This is a genomic window from Acetobacter orleanensis (assembly GCF_001581005.1).
In the GTDB taxonomy this organism is placed as follows: domain Bacteria; phylum Pseudomonadota; class Alphaproteobacteria; order Acetobacterales; family Acetobacteraceae; genus Acetobacter; species Acetobacter orleanensis.
This window is the reverse complement of the sequence record NZ_LHZV01000053.1, coordinates 42,818-65,559: the sequence shown is the minus strand read 5'-3', so window position 1 is coordinate 65,559 and position 22,742 is coordinate 42,818. Positions and strand designations below refer to the sequence as shown.

21 protein-coding genes are annotated in these 22,742 nt (G+C 58.3%); 13 read left to right on the top strand and 8 right to left on the bottom strand.

Features of this window, described 5'->3' with window-relative positions; genetic code table 11:
* Positions 1–435: 435 nt before the first annotated feature.
* From AD949_RS04435 to spt, 4 genes are read left to right on the top strand one after another with little or no spacing between them, the layout of a single operon-like run.
* Positions 436–1,566 (top strand): hypothetical protein, encoded by a 1,131-nt coding sequence (locus tag AD949_RS04435; RefSeq protein ID WP_048834932.1) that lies wholly within the window; start codon positions 436–438, stop codon positions 1,564–1,566.
* Positions 1,567–3,342 carry a fatty acyl-AMP ligase gene (locus tag AD949_RS04430; RefSeq protein ID WP_048834931.1) on the top strand — a complete coding sequence of 592 codons (1,776 nt, stop codon included), beginning with the start codon at positions 1,567–1,569 and terminating at the stop codon, positions 3,340–3,342.
* Between the two features lie 23 nt (positions 3,343–3,365).
* Positions 3,366–3,617, top strand: a complete 252-nt coding sequence (locus tag AD949_RS04425) for an acyl carrier protein (protein ID WP_048834930.1) — start codon at positions 3,366–3,368, stop codon at positions 3,615–3,617.
* Positions 3,618–3,623: 6 nt separating this feature from the next.
* The gene (gene spt / locus AD949_RS04420) at positions 3,624–4,832 is read left to right on the top strand and encodes a serine palmitoyltransferase (protein ID WP_048834929.1); all 1,209 of its coding nucleotides are present in this window, start codon (positions 3,624–3,626) and stop codon (positions 4,830–4,832) included.
* On the opposite strand, the gene AD949_RS04415 is transcribed toward spt, so the two are convergent.
* Both AD949_RS04415 and AD949_RS04410 read right to left on the bottom strand, forming a co-directional pair.
* Positions 4,829–5,782 (bottom strand): hypothetical protein, encoded by a 954-nt coding sequence (locus tag AD949_RS04415; RefSeq protein WP_048834928.1) that lies wholly within the window; start codon positions 5,780–5,782, stop codon positions 4,829–4,831. The genes spt and AD949_RS04415 overlap by 4 nt on opposite strands.
* A gap of 1 nt (position 5,783) precedes the next feature.
* Positions 5,784–6,764, bottom strand: coding sequence for a diacylglycerol/lipid kinase family protein (locus tag AD949_RS04410; RefSeq protein WP_048834927.1), 981 nt, complete (start codon positions 6,762–6,764; stop codon positions 5,784–5,786).
* 129 nt (positions 6,765–6,893) lie between these two features.
* Here AD949_RS04410 and AD949_RS04405 point away from each other — a divergent pair, with 129 nt between their 5' ends.
* The 6 genes from AD949_RS04405 to AD949_RS04380 are packed head-to-tail and all read left to right on the top strand — an operon-like array spanning position 6,894 to position 12,791.
* Positions 6,894–7,793, top strand: coding sequence for a metallophosphoesterase family protein (locus AD949_RS04405; RefSeq protein WP_244463281.1), 900 nt, complete (start codon positions 6,894–6,896; stop codon positions 7,791–7,793).
* Positions 7,790–9,022 (top strand): LptF/LptG family permease, encoded by a 1,233-nt coding sequence (locus AD949_RS04400; protein ID WP_052944509.1) that lies wholly within the window; start codon positions 7,790–7,792, stop codon positions 9,020–9,022. The genes AD949_RS04405 and AD949_RS04400 overlap by 4 nt, the downstream gene beginning before the upstream one ends.
* Positions 9,019–10,113, top strand: coding sequence for an LptF/LptG family permease (locus tag AD949_RS04395; protein ID WP_174766772.1), 1,095 nt, complete (start codon positions 9,019–9,021; stop codon positions 10,111–10,113). The genes AD949_RS04400 and AD949_RS04395 overlap by 4 nt, the downstream gene beginning before the upstream one ends.
* Entirely contained in the window at positions 10,110–10,913 is an 804-nt protein-coding gene (locus AD949_RS04390; RefSeq protein WP_048834925.1) for a sterol desaturase family protein, read from the top strand. Before AD949_RS04395 ends, AD949_RS04390 begins: the two co-directional genes overlap by 4 nt.
* The gene (locus AD949_RS04385; protein ID WP_048834924.1) at positions 10,910–11,698 is read left to right on the top strand and encodes a nucleotidyltransferase family protein; all 789 of its coding nucleotides are present in this window, start codon (positions 10,910–10,912) and stop codon (positions 11,696–11,698) included. Before AD949_RS04390 ends, AD949_RS04385 begins: the two co-directional genes overlap by 4 nt.
* Before the next feature lie 7 nt (positions 11,699–11,705).
* On the top strand, positions 11,706–12,791 hold the full coding sequence (locus tag AD949_RS04380; protein WP_048834923.1) for a glycosyltransferase family 4 protein: 1,086 nt from the start codon (positions 11,706–11,708) through the stop codon (positions 12,789–12,791).
* Positions 12,792–12,821: 30 nt separating this feature from the next.
* Here the strand turns inward: AD949_RS04380 and AD949_RS04375 are convergent, their stop codons facing one another.
* Positions 12,822–13,493: an HAD family hydrolase gene (locus AD949_RS04375; RefSeq protein ID WP_048834922.1), complete on the bottom strand. Its 672-nt coding sequence runs from the start codon at positions 13,491–13,493 to the stop codon at positions 12,822–12,824.
* A 110-nt stretch (positions 13,494–13,603) separates the two neighbouring features.
* Between AD949_RS04375 and glmU the strand changes: the two genes are divergently transcribed.
* Positions 13,604–14,950 (top strand): bifunctional UDP-N-acetylglucosamine diphosphorylase/glucosamine-1-phosphate N-acetyltransferase GlmU, encoded by a 1,347-nt coding sequence (gene glmU / locus AD949_RS04370; protein ID WP_048834935.1) that lies wholly within the window; start codon positions 13,604–13,606, stop codon positions 14,948–14,950.
* The gene (gene glmS / locus AD949_RS04365; protein WP_048834921.1) at positions 14,950–16,773 is read left to right on the top strand and encodes a glutamine--fructose-6-phosphate transaminase (isomerizing); all 1,824 of its coding nucleotides are present in this window, start codon (positions 14,950–14,952) and stop codon (positions 16,771–16,773) included. The genes glmU and glmS overlap by 1 nt, the downstream gene beginning before the upstream one ends.
* A gap of 92 nt (positions 16,774–16,865) precedes the next feature.
* Here the strand turns inward: glmS and AD949_RS04360 are convergent, their stop codons facing one another.
* Both AD949_RS04360 and AD949_RS04355 read right to left on the bottom strand, forming a co-directional pair.
* Entirely contained in the window at positions 16,866–17,702 is an 837-nt protein-coding gene (locus AD949_RS04360; RefSeq protein WP_048834920.1) for a DUF3108 domain-containing protein, read from the bottom strand.
* 21 nt (positions 17,703–17,723) lie between these two features.
* Entirely contained in the window at positions 17,724–18,521 is a 798-nt protein-coding gene (locus AD949_RS04355; RefSeq protein WP_048834919.1) for an IclR family transcriptional regulator, read from the bottom strand.
* Positions 18,522–18,793: 272 nt separating this feature from the next.
* Between AD949_RS04355 and AD949_RS04350 the strand changes: the two genes are divergently transcribed.
* On the top strand, positions 18,794–19,285 hold the full coding sequence (locus tag AD949_RS04350) for a glutathione peroxidase (RefSeq protein ID WP_371277378.1): 492 nt from the start codon (positions 18,794–18,796) through the stop codon (positions 19,283–19,285).
* A 66-nt stretch (positions 19,286–19,351) separates the two neighbouring features.
* Here AD949_RS04350 and AD949_RS04345 read toward each other — a convergent pair whose 3' ends face one another.
* Genes AD949_RS04345 through proS form a run of 3 tightly spaced genes read right to left on the bottom strand, consistent with a single transcriptional unit; the run spans position 19,352 to position 22,594 of the window.
* Positions 19,352–20,035: an ABC transporter ATP-binding protein gene (locus tag AD949_RS04345; protein ID WP_048834917.1), complete on the bottom strand. Its 684-nt coding sequence runs from the start codon at positions 20,033–20,035 to the stop codon at positions 19,352–19,354.
* Positions 20,028–21,275, bottom strand: a complete 1,248-nt coding sequence (locus tag AD949_RS04340; protein WP_048834934.1) for a lipoprotein-releasing ABC transporter permease subunit — start codon at positions 21,273–21,275, stop codon at positions 20,028–20,030. The genes AD949_RS04345 and AD949_RS04340 overlap by 8 nt, the downstream gene beginning before the upstream one ends.
* A gap of 2 nt (positions 21,276–21,277) precedes the next feature.
* The gene (proS, locus tag AD949_RS04335; RefSeq protein WP_048834916.1) at positions 21,278–22,594 is read right to left on the bottom strand and encodes a proline--tRNA ligase; all 1,317 of its coding nucleotides are present in this window, start codon (positions 22,592–22,594) and stop codon (positions 21,278–21,280) included.
* Positions 22,595–22,742: the final 148 nt, after the last annotated feature.

Here is a 22,742-nt window from a genome sequence, read left to right as displayed (position 1 = left end):
GTCCGACATAAAAAGTTCAAAAAAGTGCACCACAACATCCCAAACACCCAAAAACCCCGGTGAACCGCCAGTTTTTAAGGAGGTGATCATACGCCAACTCTCTGCGGTTTTGCCCGCGCCCCTTGGGCACGCTCGTTTTTGGAGGGATAGAAGCAGGAACTAACGACTGAAGCCTGCTCTGTTGCTGGTCCATAATATATGCACAAGCCCCCTCCGCCTGAAGCTTCAGGCGGCCCCTGCCCTATCAAAGCTGCTCACGAAAATTCACGCGCGTCGGCTCTGCCCCGCTTGAGATGGCCTTGACTATACGTGGCGTGCCACGATTTGTGCATGTGTGCAGATTATACTGCCGCACGAAAACAGGTTGATGAGGCATTCGATGACGCTAGCAGACATGATGGGTCATGCCTCGACACAAGAGGTGTTATTTCACTGATGCGCGTTCTTTTCCCTTACATCGCACAGCCGCACCAAACCTTGCATTCTCTGCCCATTGCAATGGAAATTGCCAGCAGACACCCTGAAGCAGAAGTCCACATTGCCTGCGCTACGCAGGCCCATCTGGACTACGCTCAGTCCCTTGCTGCTTACTATCCGGAATCGCGTGCGAGTTTCGAGCTTCTGCACCTCCCGAACCTGATCCGGGAACGTGTTGAACGCCACGGGCACACCGTTTTTTCCCGTCTTGCGAGCTTGTTTTTCAACAAGAAATATTTCTCAACGTTTCAAGGCATTGTAGTTCCCGAACGTACCTCGCTCTACTTGAGAAAGCTTGGTGTGCGTCAGCCACGTCTGATCTGGACCCGTCATGGTGCAGGCGACCGGGCCATTGGGTTTGCCCGCGATGTAAAGAACTTCGACTACGTTCTTATGGCTGGCAAAAAAGTCGAAGAACGGCTTCTGGCACAGGGAGCCATTCGCCCCGGCCACTATCATACGGGCGTTTATGCCAAATTTGATATGGTGCGGCGGATGCGGAGTACGAGTTCGCGCCTGTTCAACAACAACCGTCCGACCATTCTTTATAATCCGCACTTTAATGCGCGCCTGTCCTCTTGGCCCAATATGGGCCTGAATATTCTCAGCCATTTTGCCAATCAGGATCGCTACAACCTGATTTTTGCGCCGCATTACCGCCTGTTTGACAATCGCCGCGCGGAAGCGGCCCAACTGCAACGCGCTTTTGGCGGCCATCCGCATATGATTGTGGATACAGGCAGCGCGCGCAGCATTGATATGACCTACACCTCTGCGGCCGACCTTTATCTAGGCGATACCAGCTCCCAGATTGCGGAGTTTCTTATTCATCCCCGTCCATGCGTGTTCCTGAACGCGCATGACGTAGCTTGGCAAGGCGATGAGAACTATCGTTTCTGGACCCTTGGCCCCGTCCTGAACCAGGTAGAAAGCTTCTCCGAGGATATTGAGGGCGCATTTTCTTCACATGATGCTTTCGTAAATCTCCAAAAAGACTATATACGCGACACGTTCGATCTCACGGGAGACGAACCAACCGCGCCGGTAGGGGCCGACGCTATTGTTGATTTTCTTCGAATGGCCAGCTGAATGAACGTTTTAAATCCTGCATCTTCCCCTTCTAACGAAGACGCCCTGCAACCGGTTCCCACCGGTTCTGGCCAGCAGCGCCGTTATGGAGATTTTGCAACTTTTCCTGATGCTCTTGATTATGCGGCTCAGGGTGACGCCGGCTTTAACATCTATTCTGGCAAGGGTGTCCTGCTGGAAGCGCTTCCGTATCGTAAACTGCGTGAACAGGCGATTGAAACCGGCCTGCGCCTATTGGGCATGGGCCTACAGCCCGGAGACCGTGTTGCGATTGTTGCGGAAAGCGATGGTGATTTTGCCCGCATCTTCTTCGGCTGCCAGTATGCGGGCCTTGTTGCCGCTCCCCTACCGCTTCCGGTCGCCTTTGCCGGGAAAGAAACCTATCTGTCTACTCTGCGTGGGATGATCACTAGTGCTGGGGCCAGTGCGGTTATTATCCCGCAGATTATTGAAGGCTGGACCGACGATATTGTAAGCGGCATGGGGCTAGCCTTCGCAGGCTCCCCTGCGGAACTGATGGAACGGCCCGTGCCAGACATGCCGCTGCCCAATATCCACCCCGAAGCCTTGTCTTACCTCCAGTTTTCTTCTGGCAGCACCCGCTCCCCCATGGGAGTTTGCGTCAGTCAGCGTTCGGGAATGGCCAACGTGGCCGCCATTGCGCATGACGGCCTGTGTGTGCGTGAAACGGGCGACCGCTGCGTCTCTTGGTTGCCGCTCTATCATGACATGGGGCTGGTCGGTTTTTTCCTGACCCCCATGACCTGTCAGCTCACCGTCGACCTGCTGCCAACCCGCGAGTTCGCACGCCGCCCGCATGTCTGGCTGGATCTGATCAGCCGTAATCGTGGGACAATCGCTTATAGCCCGTCTTTTGGGTATGAGCTTTGTGCTCGTCGCCCTGCCTCTACAGAACTGGACCTGTCCTGCTGGCGCGTGGCCGGGATTGGTGGCGATATGATTCGTCCGCACATCCTCAAAGAGTTTTCTGAGCGGTTTGCCTCCGTGGGCTTCAACCCGAAAGCCTTTGTGGCCAGCTACGGTATGGCGGAAGCGACACTCGCCATTAGCTTTGTGCCGCTCAATAGCGGTATTGAGACCGATACGATTGATCTTCCCGCGTTGGAAAATGAAGGCATTGCCCGCGCGGCGACTGATCCGGAAACACCTACCAGAACATTTGTTGTCTGCGGCCGTGTGCTGCCCGGCCACCAGATGGAAGTGCGTGACCCGGAAGGCGCTGTGCTGAGCGACCGCCAGACCGGCACCATTTTTGTACGCGGCCCGAGCCTGATGGATGGTTATTTCCGCAAGCCAGCCGACACCGCACAGGTTCTGGATCAGGATGGCTGGCTGAACACGGGTGACCTTGGCTACATGCTAGACGGGCAGATTGTGGTGACGGGCCGTGCAAAAGACCTGATTATCATTAACGGCCGCAACATCTGGCCGCAGGATCTGGAATGGTCGGCGGAAAGCCATATTTCTTCCCTGCGAAGCCGCGACGTTGCTGTCTTCTCCATGGAAAAAGGCGAGCACGAGGAAATTGTGGCGCTTATCCAGTGCCGTGCAACATCCCCCGAAGCCCGTGAAGCCCTGCGTGCAGAAGCGACCAGTCTTTTCCGACGCCTGCATGGTGTGGATGTTTCCGTCGTTCTTGTGCCCCCGCATGCTCTGCCCCAGACATCCTCTGGCAAGCTGACACGCGCCAAGGCCCGTAAAATGTTCCAGACAGGCCTGTTTGAACCGCAGCCTGAAGCAGCCTCTGCCTGCTGAGGCGGGAAAATAAGGATTTTAAAATGAGCGAAACCGTTGAAAGCGTTTCTGCGCTGATCATCCAGAAGCTTCTCGCCAACCCGAAAGTGCCGCGCGATATCGACGGCAACTGCAAAATTATGGATGATCTGGCCTTTGATTCACTGGCCGTTATGAACTTTGTCATGGAAGTGGAGGATGACATGGATGTCTCCGTCCCGCTCGACAAGCTGGCTGACATCCGGACCATTAACGACCTTGCTGCCTGCGTAGTTGATCTGAAAAACAAGGGCTGAACACGCATGACGTCTCTTTTTTCCAAGTTTGACGGCACTGCGGGCGCTCTTGGCTCTCTGGTGGAAGCTGGCGGCCGCAATCCCTTTTCCGTGGTGATTGAAAAGCCGGTTTCATCCACAGTTGGTATTATTGAAGGCCGTGAGACCCTTCTGTTCGGCACCAATAACTATCTGGGGCTGAGCCAGTCTCCACGCGCTATCAAAGCAGCGCAGGATGCCGCGGCAGCCTGTGGCGTGGGCACAACTGGCTCACGCATTGCCAATGGCACGCAGTCCCTGCACCGCCAGCTTGAACGCCGCATTGCCGATTATTTTGGCCGCCGCGATGCCATGGTGTTCTCCACCGGGTATCAGGCCAATCTGGGCATGATCTCCACGCTTGCAGGCAAGGATGACTACCTCATTCTGGATGCGGACAGCCATGCCAGCATTTACGATGGCAGCCGCCTGAGCCCCGCGCAGGTTATCCGTTTCCGGCATAATGACGCGGATGATCTCTACAAACGCCTCAAGCGTCTGGATGGGACCCCCGGTGCGAAGCTGATTGTTGTGGAAGGCATTTATTCCATGACCGGCAACGTGCCGCCGATTGCCGAAATGGTTGCGGTCAAGCGCGAGACCGGCGCCTATCTGCTGGTTGATGAAGCCCACTCCTTCGGGGTGATGGGCGAGCGCGGTCTGGGCATTGCCGAGCAGGCCGGGGTGGAAGCGGATGTGGACTTTATTGTCGGCACCTTCTCCAAAAGCCTTGGCACGGTTGGCGGCTACTGTGTCTCTGACCATCCGGAGCTGGAACTGGTCCGGCTGAACTGCCGCCCGTACATGTTTACGGCGTCTCTCCCGCCGGAAGTGATTGCCGCGACCATGGCAGCACTTGAAGATATGGCGGAACATCCGGAACTACGTACGCAGTTGAAGGATAATGCCGCGCGTCTGCATGCGGGTTTCCATGGCCTCGGACTGAATGCCAGCAAGCAGGTCAGCCCGGTTATTGCGGTGACTCTGGAAGAAATCGGGCAGGCTATCATGATGTGGAACCGCCTGCTTGATCTTGGGGTTTACGTTAATCTCAGCCTGCCGCCTGCCACGCCAGACTCTCGCCCGCTGCTGCGTTGCTCTGTGATGGCAACACACACGGCTGAGCAAATCGACAAGGCAATTGCTATCTTCAAGCAAGCCGCTCTGGACGCCAAGGCGCTTCCGGAAGCCGCCTAAGACCGCCTGAAAGCCCCTTTGCGCCATAACCACCAGACCAACGGTGGGGCGGCCAGCAAGGGGTGCTTTTCCGCAAACGGTGTGAGCGGCACTTTTATTCCGCTATGCCGCTCAATTTTCCATGCGGCATAGCGGGCCCCTCCGGTAAATGTGTACGCCGCCTTTATCAGGCGCAGGATATTCAGCGGACGACCTAACCGCCGACGCACCTGCCACGCCCGCTCCTCCCGAAGTTTCTGAGCGGGGGAAATCATTGGCCTGACATCCTCCCCCTCCCTCTCATAAGCCACGGCCGCAATCTGCCAGCAGGGCAGCAGCAGGTCTTTGTAACGATCCTCATAACGTGCGACGATTCCCGCACCGCGCCCGGTTTTTTCGACGCGAAGTTCGGTCTGATAGGTCTGGCGATACAGAGCGTTCCAGAAGGCTTCCCGCGGGCCGCGCTCAGGACCTAGAAAAGCCGTCCAGCGGGCGGCTGTTACGGTGGCGCGCATCACACACCGGCAGAGTGTCTGGGCAGCCGCGGCGTCACGCTGCCAGACCAGCCTGACGGGCTGAGAAAAACGGGCCCAGACCGTCGTATCAAACGCGCTGAACCCGGTTAGTCTGCGAAACTGAGCCAATGTTAGAATGGCAACCTTGGCACGCAAGGATTGCCCTTCAACCCTCAGTTCATGATATTCGACATTGGGCGGCAGAAGGGCGTTAGCCAGACAGGCCACGCGCCCACGCGGCCAGTCGGATTGCTTCCGCACGATCACGTAGAAATCCAGCAGGGTATCCGCTTGAATACCGCCACGCAGGCCGGAGCCGTAAAATAGCACACCCAACGGATTAGCGGTGCCGACCATCTGCTCCACAAAATCCAGCACGGCGGAGCTAACAGGTGTCGTCAGTTCCTCAAAAATCTGCGCCTGAAGGAACCGTGCGGCTCGGACCTGCTTTTGCATCTCAAGCCTGAAGGAAAGAAAGAAGCGGGCCTGCGGAAATGTCCAGTATCCCTGCGGACCCGGTTTCCAGAACCTCACCATCCAGCACAAAAGACTGTTCTGTTTTCAGGACAATCTGGCGTACGGATCCGCTGACATAAGCCGGATTGTCTCTCAGCCAAGCAGGGCTGCGCCCGCGTAACAGGCTCCAGAGGGCGCGCAGCAGTTTTTGCGGATTAGCCGCGACATCCAGATAGCTGATACCATTATCCACCTGCCCTGCTTCCCGCCAGAAAGGCCAGATTCCGTACGGCAAGCATTGCAGGCCCGTACACAGGAACAGAAAACGGTTGTGGGCCTCCGCTTCCTCTCCGTTCATGCCGAGTCCGACCGGGGTTCCATCCAGCCAGCTTTGCCGCAGACGGGGTGTGATGATCTGCCGCAGGGTTTCTGCCAGCGTAATCAGCACCGCCGTATCATGCGCGTAATTTGTCAAAATGGCGGGAGAATGGGCAATTTCTACACCGCGCGTAAAAGCCCCAAGACCGCCGAAAAACCCAAGAACCGCTCCTCGGTCTTGCCCCGGCCACGAGACAACAAGCGGCTGACGCTGCTTAACACCTGCTGCAAGTTGGCCTGTGCGGGCTTTTTCCTGAAGCCGTTGCAAGGCGTCCTCACCCCGCAGGCCAAAGCCGACATCCGCGGCAATCAGATTCGTATTGCCCGATGGCAGCACGGCCAGCATCGGCAATTTGTCTTTGGGGTACGATGAGGCATAGAGCGCACTCAGCACGTTCCCGACCGTGCCATCTCCCCCATCCACGACAAGACAGCCCACCTCCTGCCGCGCCAGAGTGTTCATGACATCATGCAGGTCAGCCTGAGAGTCCGGAGAGAAAAACAGCGGCCCTAACAGGCTGCGCGCACAGTCCAGATAACGACTATCCGCCTTAAGGTTGCGCCTGCTGCGGGAATTGTGAATCAAGGCAAAACGATCGGGCACTCGGAAACTCTTGCTTTTGCAGATACGGTGCCAGCGCTTTTGCCCCGGCTTATTGCGGTGGTATAATTAGAGTTCGTGCGCTTGTCACATACCGTCCTGTCAAACCCTCTGCGCCGGAGACACTCCGTCTTGCCTTCTTTTCAGATTGCGCACCTGTCCGACCCCCATCTGCCACTGGCGGAATTCCCGGCGTGGGATGAAATTCGCTTCAAGCGCCTCCTCAGTCTGCTGTCATGGACATTAAAACGCCGCCATCTGCATAAAGCAGCTCCTCTGGCACGCATTATGGAGGATATCCGCCAGTTTCACCCCGAGTTGATGGCATTGACGGGTGATCTGACCAACCTTGGTCTACGCTCTGAATTTCGCCGCGCCCGCGACTGGCTGGAAGAACAGGCTCTCCCCCCTACCCTTCTGGTGCCGGGGAATCATGATGCGCTGATCCGCCAGAACGCTACCGGGAAAGCAGCCTTGTGGGCAGAGTGGCTAAAGACAGATGCCGCCTTCCCCTCTCTGCTGGTGAAAAACCACATCGCGCTGATTGGTGTGAACACGGCTGTCCCGACCCGTCCTTTTTTTGCTTCTGGCCGCATGGGGGCTATGCAAGGCGAGAGGCTACGCACTCTTCTCCACAAAACAGGTCAAGACGGGTTGTGTCGCGTGGTGCTGCTCCACCATCCACCTGTGGCCAAACTGGTCAGCCGCCGCAAAGGCATGGACGATCTCCACCTGTTTCAGAGCATTTTGCAGGAAACAGGGGCGGAGCTGGTCCTGCACGGCCATTCCCATCGTGCGACTCTCGCCTGCATTCCACGCACGGATATTCCGGTTATCGGCACAACATCGGCCTCGCATAAAGCTGGCGACGCGGACACCACAGCCGGTTGGAACGCTATTGCTGTAACGCCACAGGTCGAACACTGGGACATTACCGTTCTGCGGCGGGAACTTGGGCCAGACGGCACCATGCGGGATGGCGTGACACGCAGCTTCACGCCCCATCGCCTTTCCCCGTCAATGCGGCTATGAGACCTCTCATGCCGAACTCGCCCCTGCTGCGCCGACTGCAAGCGTTCTTCACTCCAAGTACTCTAGACCGCTATCTGACTGCGCAGCTCATCCCTCCGTTTCTGGTTGCCCTTTCTGTGGTGATGGCAGCACTCCTGCTTGAGCGCCTGCTGGTCCTGTTCAATCTGCTTGCTGCAGGGAACAACCATCTGGGCGTGTTTGTGGAACTGCTGACCACGCTGCTGCCGCATTACCTCGGGCTGGCCATCCCTGCGGCCCTCTGCGTTGGTGTGTTTTCCATTATCCGGCGTATGAGCCAGAATGAAGAGATTGATGCCATTACCAGCAGCGGCGTTTCTCTGGTGCGGATTACCCGCCCGTACATTCTACTGGGAGCGTTACTGAGTTTCACGACATTCCTGCTTTACGGCTTTGTGCAGCCCCATGCGCGGTATGATTTCCGGGCAACATTTTACACGGCCAGCCACACGGGCTGGGCACCCCGGCTGCAATCCAACATGTTTGCCAGCCCCTCTTCCACGCTCACGATTGTGGCCGATAACGTCACACAAGGTGGGTCAGACCTGCATGATGTATTTATCCGCGATACGTCTGACCATCAGGAACGCGATATTACGGCAAAGCACGGACATATCCGTCTGGCATCAGACAGCTCCGCCGTGGAGATTGATCTGGAAGATGGCACCATCCTGACCGACACAGGAAAAGGCGTGCCGACGCTCACCACCTTTAACCATGCGACACGCCTGCTGACGCGCGCCAACCATATCGCGCCCTTCCGTGAACGTGGCGAGGATGAGCGTGAACTCACCTCTCTTGAACTGGTTAGCCGCCTGATCCATCAGGACCCATCCATTTCCCGCCCGCACATGCGCTCAGAAGTGCATTTCCGGCTGGCGCGCAGCCTGACCATTCCCTTTATTCCAGCACTAGCGGCGGCTCTTGCCATCATGCGCAAACGGCAGCGCAACAGCGCGGGGCTGGTTCTGGCCTTTATCATTATGGTGGGGTTCGACCATATGCTCCAGTTCGGGCACAGCATGGTCGCCACAAAAAAAGCGTCGCTGCTGATTATCTGGGGGCCAGCGCTTGTCTTTGTCGTGATGAGTTCTGTGCTGCTGCTGTATAAATCCGGCACCTTCCAGACCCTCAAAGCCCGGTGGAGCAGCAAGCGGAACACCAGCGTACAAAATACCGGCGCACAAAACAGTCAGAAAGCCCTGCCGTGAAAACGCAGTCCACCGCCCCGACCCATGTTCTGCTGCGCTACCTGTCCGGGATGCTGTTCGGCCGCGTTATGTTCAGTTGCGCCATTCTGGTGGGGCTGATGGAAATTCTGGCTCTGCTGGAACAGACCACACCCATTTTGCAGCGGCATCTCGGCGTTACGGGTATTCTGACCTATGCGGGCATGCGGCTGCCATTTCTGGTGGCGGGTGCCCTGCCGCTGAGTGTGCTGATTGGCGCGCTCCTCATGCTTTCGCAAATGACGCTCGCCAGCGAGATGGCCATTCTGCAAGCCTCCGGGCTTTCCATGTGGGGGCTATACAAACGGCTCATTCCCGCAACGTTGCTTATTGGCGTGATGGGTGTGGTGCTGGATGATCAGGTCACCCCACGATCGGAACAGGCTCTGGCCGCATGGTGGAACCGGACGGACCCACACCCGGAAAACGGCCATGCCTTCTGGTTTCATGAAGGCGGTCATATTGGCCGTGTCCAGTATGTTGCCGATGGCGGCAATATGCTCTCCGGCCTTGACCTTTATACCCGCACACCTGACGGCCTGTTGCAGGAAGCCCTGCATGCTGACCGCGCCGATTATACCCATGCCCGTGGCTGGCAGATGCGCACCATTCACCGCATTCAGATAGACGGGAACAAGACAGACAGGTTGCCACCAGAGGATGAGACCATCTGGCAGACCAGTCTGCATCCATGGGACTTCATCCGTCTTTCCGCCGAGAACCCGCCGCTCTCTTCCGGCACCATTATCGGCATGTTGCGGGGGCGGCTGCCATCCGATTCCAGCCCCGGATTCCTGCAGGCGGGGTTGCTGGAACGCTTCCTACGCCCGGCGGCCATGATGGTATTATTGTTGCTTGCCATGCCGGTAATCTATATTCCACCCCGAACAGGCACACGCAGTTGGGTCCCGGTCTGGTGTCTGGGAGCCGGTCTGCTCTTTATTATCGCGCAAGGGCTGCTACGGGCCATGGGCAATGCGGGCTTGCTCCCTCCACCCGTTGCCACCATTCCCGGGTTGATCATTTTCACCCTGGGAGCAGTCACAGCGCTCCTGAGGAACGAGGCAAAATGAGCGGCACTCTGAATAATGCGACCATCCGCACAGGCCGGAGTTTTGATCTTGGCAAGATGAACCTTCGCCAATTGTGGATCGCCTATCTGACATACCCGACCATCCTGCTATATTTTGCGCTGGTTATTGCCAGTGTGACCGCCGCAACATGGTTCTTTGCGGGATGGGGGCCGACTCTGGTTTCCATTGTTGCTGTGATTCTGGTGTATCCGCTGGCTTGGTATCTGCTGCATCGCTACGTTCTGCACGGGCGCACACTTTATAAAATGAAATGGACCGCCTCTTTGTGGAAGCGCATCCATTTTGACCATCATCAGGACCCGCATCTGCTGGATGTTCTGTTTGGCGCGCCTGTCACCACATTGCCGACCATCGGCGCCATTACGCTCCCCATCGGCTATCTGATTGGGGGCTGGGGTGCTGCGGCAACGGCTTTTGGCACCGGTGTCGCCATTACCTGCATTTATGAGTTTTTCCACTGCATCCAGCATCTGAACTACAAGCCGCGCTCGGCATGGATCCAGCGCATGAAAGCGCGGCATGTGCTGCATCACTTCCATGATGAAGATGGTAACTTCGGCATTACCAGCTTTGTGGTGGACCGTATTTTTGGCAGCTACTATCAGGATGCCAAGGCCCGGCCGCGTAGCCCGACGGTGTTTAATCTGGGCTATGACGTGAAGGAAGCAGACCATTATCCGTGGGTAATGGACCTGACAGGCTCCCCCCCGCGTGACCGGCCCGATGGCGCTCGGCCCGAAGCCAAGCTAATGCGCGATAACACCCGAACCGCTGCATGACCACGACACACGGGGCGCTATCCGCCCTTATTCTGGCAGGTACGCGCCCCGGCGCGCCAGACCCCATGGCGCAGGCCAGCGGCGTTTCTCACAAAGCCATTTTACCCGTGGCCGGAACGCCCATGATTCTGCGGGTTATTCAGGCGCTTCAGGCCACACCCGCTATCGGGCGCATTGCTGTCTGTATTGATAACCCGGATGTTCTGGCCGGGTTGTTACCCTCCGGCATTGATATTCTCCCCGCCAGCCCAAGCGGCCCGAGCGCCAGTGTGCTGGCCGGGCTTGCGCAGATGGGCACGCCGCTTCTGGTGACAACAGCCGATAACGCGTTACTACGCCCAGCATGGATTACGGAATTTCTGGACCATTGCAGCCCTCAGGCGGACGTTGCAGCCGCAGTCGCACCCGAAGCGGTTGTTTTGCGGGATGTGCCCGGCACACGTCGCACCTTTATCCGGCTGGCCGATATGGCGTTTTCCGGGTGCAATCTGTTCCTCTTCCGCACGCCCGCGTCCTTGAAAGTTGCCGAACTCTGGCAGCATGTTGAAAAAAACCGCAAACACCCGCTCCGAATAGCATGGCTGCTTGGCCCCGGCATTTTGCTGCGCGCTGTGTGCAAGACACTAACTCGCGCCGCGCTGTGTGCCCGTATTGGCGCACTGAGCGGCACGACGGCTGAACTAGTACTGCTTTCAGACGGCAGGGCTGCTGTGGATGTTGATAAGCCAGCCGATCTGGAGTTGACAGAAAAGCTGATTGCCGCAGAAACCACGGCAAGCCCCTGAACCTGCCATGCGTATTGCCTACATCATCAATTCAACCGAAGGCGGTGGCGCGGCCTTCCCGGTGCCAGCCATTACACGCGTATTCCGCGATGCAGGGCATGAGGTGGCTATTTTCGCGCTAACGCGACGGGACGGCCGGGCCATTAAACCCATGCAGGAAGCCGAGTTGGATGTCCGGGTCCGCGAGGGTGGTCGCAAAGATCATCTTGCCGCACTGCTCTGGCTCAAACGCCAGATGGCTTTATGGCAGCCCACGCATTTATGGACCTCTCTGACGCGCGCGACTCTGCTGGGCCAGATTGTCGGCCAGATGCAGGGCCTCCCGGTTGCCAGTTGGCAGCATTCCGCGCGGCTTCGCCCACCGAATGGCACACTGCTCCGCCTGCGACGCAATGCCTCCTGCCTCTGGGTTGGAGATTCGCAATACGTGACGGACGTCACCCGCCAGCAACTTGATATCCCGGCTGACCGCCTGCTGTGCTGGCCGATTTTCCATGCGCGGGCCAATGCCCTTCAGGCTCGCCCATGGCAACAGGGAGAGCCGGTCCGTCTTGGGTCTTTGGGACGACTGCATCCTGTCAAAGGGTTTGACACGCTTTGTCTCGCCCTCGCCCGACTGAAGCAGGAACAGCGGCTTCCGCCTTTCCATCTGACTGTGGCCGGAGAAGGTGAGGAACGCCCGGCTCTGGAAGCCCTGATTCGGGAGAACGGGTTGCAGGAGCACATCTCCCTCCCCGGCTTTTGTGAGAACACGGGGGCGTTTCTGGCAGCTCAGCACCTTTATCTCCAGCCATCCCACTGGGAAGGCTTCTGTATGGGAGCGCATGAAGCTATGCAGGCCGGGCTACCCGTGATTACCTCTGCGGTGGGAGAGTTGACCCACTCCATCCGCAATGGAGAGACCGGCTGGACCGTTCCGCCCAAAGACCCGGACGCACTGGCCTCAGCCCTCGCAAGCGCTCTTGCTCAACCGGAACAACTTGCCAAGATGGGTCAGGCAGGCCGCGCTTATGTTCTGAACCATTTCAGTGAAGATGCCTTTACCCGCGCGGGCAACGCTGCCCTGCACAGACTGGCCACCCTCACAGCCTGATCTCGCCGCGTCCCAAGTAAAAACAGCGCATCACGCCAGCAGAGCAGCCACTTTCCCCGGCACGTCCGCCATGGAGGCGGCACTGGCGCTTGCCTGTTCCGCAAACGTCGGGTCTCCGTAGCCCCATGCGGCGAACAGGGACTGTGTCCGAGCGCCTTTTGCCGCCAGAAGATCAGGCATCATATCCCCAATCATCACAGTGGACGCGGGGTGCCCCCCGGCCTGTGCAATTGTTCCCAGCAGGTGCGCAGGGTCGGGTTTTCTGACAGGAAAGCTGTCCCCGCCCCCGATGCTGGCGAAAAGCGGGGTCAATTTAAACGCGTCCAAAATGTGCCGCGCGGCAGCTTCGGGCTTGTTGGTACAGACCGCGAGCGTCCACCCCTGTGCGCGTAGCGTCTCTAATGCGCCTTCCGTGCCGGGAAACAGGCGGGAAAGCCGTGTGGCGCGCGGTGTGTACAGGCTGAGAAACTGCGTGACAGTCTCTTCCGGGGTCATGCCGGTGTGTCCCTCCGGGTCAGTCACCCGAATCAACTGCGTCACCAGTGCCTGCACCCCATTGCCAATCATGCCGCGCACAACGGCGTCCGTTACCGGCGGCAGGCTGTGGGACGCCAGAATTTCCCGGACACAGTCGGCAATATCCGGCAAGGAGTCGAGCAAGGTTCCGTCCATATCAAACACCGCCAATCCTGACTGCACCATCTGCTGTTATCCTTCCGTAAATTTTGGAAAAGTTTTATGATACACATATAACGTCTTTCTCTGGACAGACGTTTGACACATGCTTGAGCTTGGCTTACCGCAAGTGGATTATGACGTCTCCTTCCGCATCCCGCCCCGCTACTGCCGTCCTGCTTGCTGCCGGGCTTGGCACCCGTATGAAATCCTCTCGCCCCAAGGCCATGCAGCGCCTAGCAGGCAGGCCTATGCTGGCCCACCTGATTGCCAGCGCGGCAGAGGTTTTTGACAGGCTGGTAATCGTGATCGGCCCCGAAATGGGTGATGTGGCTGAACTGGCCGCGCCCTACCCCGTTGTCATCCAGCATGAACGGCTAGGGACAGCCCACGCGGCCCTTCAGGCGGAAGCCTATTTTGGCGAGGGGGATGTTGCCGTTCTCTATGCCGATAACCCGCTGATTTCCTCTGAAACCCTGACGCGCCTGCTGGAAGCCCGGCATGCGCCGGAGGTTGGGTTAGCCCTGCTCGCCATGCGTCCGGCTGAACCGGGGCGATATGGCCGCGTAATTGCGCAGGACGGGCTGGTGGAGCGGATTGTGGAATGGGCCGATGCCACGCCAGAAGAACGCGCCGTTGACCTCTGCAATGCTGGCGTTCTGTGCGCGGATGCCGCGACCTTCCGCCGTTGGCTGCACAGCGTGAAGAATGACAATGCCAAGGGCGAATTCTATCTGACGGATGTGGTGGATTGCGCGGTGGCCGACGGTGTGCGTGTGCATGCCGTGGAAGCTGCGGAAGACGAACTGCGGGGGATCAATTCCCGCATGGAACTGGCCGAGGCGGAGGCCGCCCTACAAACCCGCCTACGACAGAAAGCCATGGAAAATGGGGTCACACTGGTTGCACCGGAAACGGTTTTCTTCTGTGCGGACACCACACTGGCGCCTGACGTGCTGGTAGAACCTCACGTCGTATTTGGTCCCGGTGTAACGGTGGAGAGTGGGGCTGAAATCCGATCATTCAGCCATTTGGAAGGCTGTACTGTGGGAACGGACGCCATTGTTGGCCCCTATGCCCGCCTGCGCTCTGGCACCAGTCTCGGGACCGGCGCGCGTGTAGGTAATTTTGTCGAGGTGAAAAACACCACGCTGGGTGATGGTGCCAAAGCCAACCACCTGACCTATCTGGGCGATGCCACCATTGGCGCACGCTCCAACATCGGGGCTGGCACCATTACCTGTAACTATGACGGGTTCTTCAAGCATAAAACCATTATTGGTGACCGGGTTTTTGTCGGCTCCAACGCTATTCTGGTCGCCCCTGTCAGCATCGGCACCAATGCGCTGATTGCTGCGGGCAGCGTGATTACCAAAGACGTGCCGGACGATGCCATGGCTTTTGGCCGCCCCCGGCAGGAGAACAAGCCTGAGTTGGGTAAGCGCTTCAAGGAAACTCTGAAAGCCAGAAAGGAAAACGGCTGATGTGTGGCATATGCGGCGTTGTCGGCCTACGACACGCAACCCCGATTGTTTTTGAAGGTCTACGGCGGCTGGAATATCGCGGTTATGATTCCGCCGGGATTGCCACGTTGGTCGATGGGCGGGTTGAACGCCGCCGGGCCGCAGGCAAGCTGGATAATCTGGGCCGCCTACTGGAAGAGCAACCGCTGGCAGGCACGACCGGCATTGGTCACACACGCTGGGCCACGCATGGAGCACCGACCGCCTGCAACGCGCATCCGCATGGCACAGAGCGCGTCGCGATTGTCCATAACGGCATTATTGAAAACTTCGAGGCGCTGCGGCGCGAACTGAGTGCTGTCGGTCAGGTTTGCCAGACGGAAACGGACAGTGAAACCATCGCCCTGATGGTGGACTATTATCTGACACAAGGCTTTACCCCCAAAGACGCAGCCCTCAAAACACTCAATCGCCTTGAAGGCGCTTATGCCGTTGCCATGATTTTCGCGGGCCATGAAGGCCTGATGATTGGCGCATGCCACAGTGCCCCGCTGGCTGTGGGCTATGGCGATGGGGAAATGTTCCTCGGCTCCGACTCCCTTGCCCTCGCCCCGCTCACCCGGCGCATTACCTACATGGAAGACGGGGACTGCGTGGTGATTTCACCCGCAGGGGCCGAGTTCATGACGTTTGACGGCACACCTGTGTTCCGCAAGGAGCAGACAACGGCTCTGGCCGCCGGGTCCATCGGTAAGGACGGCTATCGTCATTACATGGAAAAGGAACTGCACGAGCATCCGCTGGTCATCGGCCAGACGCTTCAGCGCATGGTGGACCCGGCCAGCCGCCGCGTCACGCTGCCGGAGATGCCGTTTGATCTGGCTTCTGTGCCGCGCGCGGTCATCACAGCCTGTGGGTCCGCCTTTTATGCAGGCATGATTGGCCGCTACTGGCTGGAAGGCATTGCCCGTCTGCCGGTGGATATCGATGTCGCCAGTGAGATGCGCTACCGCAATCCGCCGCTGGATGCCGGGTCTCTCGGCTTGCTGATCTCTCAGTCTGGCGAGACGGCGGACACCCTCGCGGCTCTGCGCAGCCTGCGTGAGAAAGCCGTGCATATTCTCTCCGTGCTCAACGTCGAGCACAGCACCATGGCGCGTGAGAGTGACGTTGTGCTGGGCACCGTGGCCGGGCCGGAAATTTCCGTAGCCTCCACCAAAGCCTTTACCGCGCAACTGACGGTACTCGCCTGCCTGACTATCGCAACCGCCCGGGCGCGTGGCACGCTGGACGAGCACGGTGAAGACGCACTGGTGTCCGCCCTACTGGACCTGCCAAGCCGCGCCGCGGAAGTCTTTGCGCAGGCTGAGGCCATCCGCCGTATGGCGCAAGTGGTGGTGGAAGCGCGGGATGTGCTCTATCTGGGCCGGGGCAGCATGTTCCCTGTTGCGATGGAAGGTGCGCTGAAACTCAAGGAAATCACTTACATCCACGCGGAAGCCTATGCCGCGGGTGAGATGAAGCACGGGCCGATTTCCCTGATCGACAGAACAGTGCCGATTGTTGCCAGCGCACCCTTTACGCCGCTGTTTGATAAAACGCTGTCTAATTTGCAGGAAGCCAAAGCGCGTGGTGGCCGCTTGCTGATCTTTACCGATACCAAAGGGGCTGAGCGCGTGTCCGCCATTGCGGAACATATGGTTGTGCTGCCTCATGTGCATGATTTTGTGGCCCCTATCCTGCAAACCATCCCGGTGCAGATGCTGGCGTATGAGGTGGCCGTGCTGAAAGGCACGGATGTGGACCAGCCGCGCAATCTCGCAAAGTCAGTAACGGTCGAATAAGAGGTTCAGTCAGGCGCTCTCATGGTCAGGCGCGGAAAATGCGCCTGACACTCCGTTTAGAGAAACGCGGCTTTTCGCTTATAAAGGCGTCGTCAGGTTTTCTGCTGTGGCGGGCCATCAAGAATGATGGTGATTCGGCCCATCTTCGGGTGATCAATCTCAACTCTGACCACCACAAAACCCGCATCGCCGATTTTTTCAAACCACGCCCGCCCCGGTTGCGGGTTGCGCAATTTGCTGTTCGGGCTGTTGAACTTGAAGCCCTCTGTCTGCTGCACCACGAAATCACACCGCAGCGCATCCTCGCCCCACTCTCGTGGACCGCCGGAGGGAATACGCTGTAGCCCGGCGGAATGCATGGACAGGGTGCTTAGGCGCATCCCGTCAAACATCTTGGCGTGCCCGCCACAGCTCTGCGTGGTGCGCACTTGATGTAATAGGTTCATCAACGCTGCGAGCGTATCAATCGCCCCTTTTTTATCGGCATCCGGCACAGGTTCGCGGTCTGTTTCCGGCGGGTCAAGTCGCGTTACGTCCGGCACATGATCCCGATACGTCAGGGAGACATGCCGATTCCGCTCACGGGACCAGCCCACACTGTCATAAAGAGCGGGTTCCGCAGTCTGTCCGTTAAAGCTGCCCTGTGCGCTGATCTGCAAATTGGTTTTTACGAACAGGCCCAGAAAACCGCCTGTCTTGACATGCGCAGCAACCCCGTACTGCGCATCGCTCAGGCGGTAGGACGCCTGAAGATCCATTACCTTGAAGCCATGTGCGTAAATCCGGTATTGCACCACTGTCTGCGGGATGGTGGCCTCAGCCCAAGCCACGGGGGCAGAACCGCCTGCCAGCATAAAACCAAGACACAAGCTCGGCACGAAATGCCTGACAACGGCAGGCGCAGCAGACAGCAAACGTAAACGCGGCATAAGATTCCTTTTCAAACCAGATCACACAGACTCGGCTTGCGCAGGACGATACCCCAACCGGCGCGAAAGTGCCTGCGCCAATCTCTCCGCCATAAACCCAAGTTCTCGGACATCATAACGGCCCAGTTCCGTCTGCGGCAGGCTAAGGCCCACCCCGGCCACCATCTGACCGGAATGGTCCTTCACGCCAGCCCCAAAGCACCACAAGCCATCATGAATCTGCTCATCATCCACCGCATAACCCCGGTCTCTGATATCCGCGATTTCCCGCACCAGTGTGGTCACAGAGCGGATGCCGTTGGGGGTCAGCGGGTCCGGCCATGAGGAGGCCGGATGGAGCGTAAGCCATTCCCTGAACGCACTATCATCCATGCCTGCCAGCATGGCATTGCCTGTGGCCGTAAATATGGCAGGCAGACGCATGCCGACACGGAAGGACGCGCCCAGCACCGTCGCGCTGTTCCGGCACGCCATATAGACGACCTCCGTATCTTCCAGCACGGTCAGCGTGACCGTAAAGGCGGCGAGGTCTGAAAAGGCCTCCAGAGTCTGGTAAAATTCTGTCACCAGATCCCGCTGCTCCGTCATCCCGCCTGCCCAGTCCATCAGGCGGGTGCCCAGCCGGTACCCCTGCATGACGGTTTTTTCCAAAAGCCCCAGTTCCACCATGACCGCCACCAAGCCGTGGACTGTGCTGCGCGGCAGTTCAAGCTGGCGGGCGATATCCGCCGCAAGCGGCGGGCGCTCCGTGCTTTTGACAAGATCAAGGATGCGCACAGCACGGCGCAGGGCGGGCACGGAATCATGAGCTTTGGACATGCCGGTTCTTATTTTCCTTGTTGACAAAGAGGGGTCTTACCCTCATTATTCCAAATACGGGATCGAGTTCAATATAATGAACAATAAAAATCAGAACTCGATCCTCTCAAGCAGACTATCTGGTGGAAGCCTGACAAGAACCCGGAACAGGGCAGCAGGCTTCCCCCCGGATCATGTTCCGCCTTCTCATTTTCCCCTCCCGACTCGCTCCCCTGGTTGTCTTACGCTACACAGGCAGAGACAAGCCCTGCTATCTGTATTGAAATGAGTGTCTGACCGTGACGACAATCTATGATTTTACGCTCCCAGCCCTTGAAGGTGGGGATATCAATCTGGCTGATTATCGTGGGCGGCCTGTTCTTATTGTTAACACGGCCTCCAAATGCGGTTTCACGCCGCAATATGAGGGGCTGCAAGCCCTATGGTATCAGTTCCGCAGCATGGGTCTGGTTGTTATCGGCGTTCCCAGCAATGATTTTGGTGCGCAGGAACCCGGAACCTCCGCCGAGATCGCCTCCTTTTGCCACCGGAACTATGGGGTCAGCTTTCCCATGGCGGCGCGCAGCCCGGTCAAGGGACCGCAGACCATTCCGCTTTTCCGCTGGCTGGACAAGGAATGTGGTTTTCTGGCCCGCCCGCGCTGGAATTTCTATAAATATCTGACAAATCGGACAGGCCAGCCTGTCGCGTGGTTTTCCAGCGTGACAGCACCGACCTCCGACCGTGTGACCAAAGCGGTGGAACGTGTCATCCTGAACCCCTGATCTGGTTATCCTGCGGCGCAAAACCCCGAGCGATTTACGTCACTCGGAGGCCGTGTCCCAGAGGGTTTAACGCGGAACAATCAGCCCGTCCCGCAGCGTGACCACACGGTCCATGCGGGACAGAAGTTCCTCATTATGGGTAGCAATCAGGGCGGCAAGCCCCTGCCCGCGCACCGCCGCCATGAGTTCCGAGAACACGGCGTCCGCCGTCCGCACGTCGAGGTTGCCGGTCGGTTCATCAGCCAGCAACAGCGACGGAGTGTTGGCCAGCGCACGCGCAATAGCCACGCGCTGCTGCTCCCCACCGGACAACTTGCCCGGCAAGTGGCTAACGCGATGGCCCAGACCGAACATCTCCAGCAGTTTTTCCGCTCTCTGGCGGGCATCTGCCTTGCGCACCCCCGCAATCATCTGCGGCAGCATGACGTTTTCCCGCGCGGTAAATTCTGCCAGCAGATGATGGAACTGATAGACAAACCCAATCTGATCCCGCCGCATCGCTGTCCGCCCAACTTCTGGCAGGCCGTGCGTGCGTTGGCCGCAGATTTCAATCTCGCCCGCGTCGGGTGTATCCAGCAAACCCGCCAGATGCAGCAGGGTGGATTTGCCGGTGCCAGACGGAGCAACGAGCGCCACAATCTCCCCCGCATGCAGGGTGAAATCCACGCCCTGCAAAACAGGCAGAACGCCGTCTTCCCCACTCCGGTAGGTTTTCTTCACGCCACGCAGGCTGAGGGCGACATTACTCATGGCGCAACGCCTCCACAGGATCAGTTTTTGCCGCGCGCCATGACGGATACAGCGTGGCCAGCAGGGAAAGGCTCAGTGCCAACAGAATCACTTCCACCACCTGCCCCCATACCAGTTTGGCGGGCAGATGTTCGAGGTAATACACTTCCGGGTTGAAAAGATTGGTTCCGGTCAGCTTCTGCAAGGCCTGACGAATACGCTCGATATTTTTGCAGAACACCACACCCAGCAGGGTTCCAGCCACGGTGCCTGTCACGCCGACAGACGCCCCACACATCAGGAAGATGCGCATAATGGCCCCCCGGCTCGCCCCGATGGTGCGTAGCACGGCAATATCCCCCGTCTTGTCCTTCACCATCATGATCAGGGAGGAAATGACGTTGAAGGCCGCGACCAGAATAATCAGGGCCAAGATCAGGAACATCACATTCTGTTCCACCTGCACCGCGCCAAACAAGGCGTTATTGGCGTTGGTCCAGTCCAGCACCCGCAGACCGGGTTCCCCCACCGCATTGACAATACGCATTGTGGTTGGGCGGATATTCTGCTCGTCCTTCACCATGATCTGAATCTGGGTCACTTTATCCGGCATCTGGAAATAGACCTGAGCCGCATGCATTGGCAGAAAGACGTAGCTGGAATTGTAGTCGTTCACGCCCGCATCAAAAATGGCCACCACATGATAGGCCCGGACACGCGGCACGGTGCCGAAGGCCGTAGCGGCCCCATCGGGTGAGACCAGCGTGATGCGTGAACCAATGGAAAGCCCGGCGCGATCCGCCAGCGTCACGCCAATGGCAATGGAGTCATCACTGCCAAAATCATCCAGCGTCCCGGCGACCAGAGAGGAACTGACGCCCTTCAGATCCAGCAGCCCCTGCCGGGTCATGCCATGCACAACCCCGCCAGCACTGTAGGACCCTGCGCTCAGCAGGACCTGCCCCTCCACCAGAGGCGTGGCGCTGATAACGCCCGGCACCTTGCGCACCCGTTCCGCCACATCCTCGTAATGGGAAATAGTGCGGCCCGCGCCGTAAATGCTCAGATCACCATTCAGGCCGAGAATACGGCCCATCAGGTCAGCCTGAAACCCGTTCATCACCGCCATGACGATAATGAGGGTCGCAACCCCGAGGGCGATCCCCACGAGCGAGAAAATGGCAATAACGGAAACAAAGCGTTCTCCGCGCCGTGCCCGAAGGTAGCGGCCTGCCACGGCCCGCTCGAAGGGACCAAACATCATCAGTCTGCCAGCACCAGAGCCAGAGCGTCTTCCACGCTCACATCCTTGCGCTCACCCGTTGCACGGCGCTTGAGTTCCACGCGGCCTTCCTTGGCGCTGCGCGGACCCACCACGATCTGCCACGGGTGACCCATCAGATCGGCATCCGCGAATTTTGCACCGGCGCGGTCTGTCCGGTCATCATACAGGAAGGCTTCGCTGTTGGTGTTGTAGATACGCTCGCACAGCGCATCACAGGTTTCATCACCCACCTTCAGATTCACGATCACAGCACGGAATGGGGCAACGGCATCTGGCCAGATAATCCCGGCCTCATCATGGCTGGCTTCGATAATCGCGCCAGCCAGACGGGAGACGCCAATGCCGTAAGACCCCATTTCCGGATAAACCGGCGTGCCTTCTGGCCCGCTGACGGCCACATCCATGGACTGGGTGTATTTGGTGCCAAAATGGAAAATATGGCCGACTTCTACGCCACGCCCTTCCCGACGACGCTCTTCCGGCACGGCATCCCACGCGGCGGTATCGTGCATTTCGTCCGTTGCGGCATAAGGCGTGGTCACGCGGGTATAGAACGCTTCCAACGCCTTCGGGTCTTCCACATTGACGGGTTCATCCAGCCAGTCCTGCTCTTCCAGAGCGGCATCATAAAACACGCCGCTTTCCCCTGTCGGGGCGAGAATCAGAAATTCGTGGCTCAGTTCCCCACCGATCGGCCCTGTATCCGCGCGCATCGGAACAGCGCGGACACCCAGACGCTGGAACGTGCGCAGGTAGGCCAGCAACATGCGGCGATAGGTCGCAACGGCAGAATCATAATCCAGATCGAAGCTGTAGGCGTCTTTCATCAGAAATTCGCGGCCACGCATCACGCCAAACCGCGGACGCATTTCATCACGGAATTTCCACTGGATATGATACAGCACCTGCGGCAGGTCCTTGTAGGACTTCACAGCCTGCCCGAACAGGTCGGTAATCATTTCCTCATTGGTCGGCCCGTACAGCAGTTCGCGCTTATGCCGGTCCTGAATCCGCAGCATTTCCGGGCCGTAGGCGTCATACCGGCCTGAGCGTTTCCAGAGATCAGCGGACTGGAGGGTGGGCATCAGCACTTCCTGCGCACCAATACGGTCCTGCTCTTCCCGCACGATCTGGCTGATATTGCGCAGCACCTTCAGGCCAGCAGGTAGCCACGCATAAATACCGGACGCCGTCTGCCGGATAAGGCCTGCCCGCAGCATGAGACGATGCGAGACGATCTGCGCCTCTGCCGGGTTTTCCTTAAGCGTGGGAAGAAAACTACGCGAAAGACGCATGATGCACTCAGCCTTGTCTGGCAGGTGAGACCACAGGCGGCCTCACTCTGGAATTTTACTCTTTATCTGCTCTAAAACAGTGCGGCGACAAAGAAAACCCGCATCACACAGGTCTTCTTTCAGCCGCCGTTTCTACCCTGCCGAATGC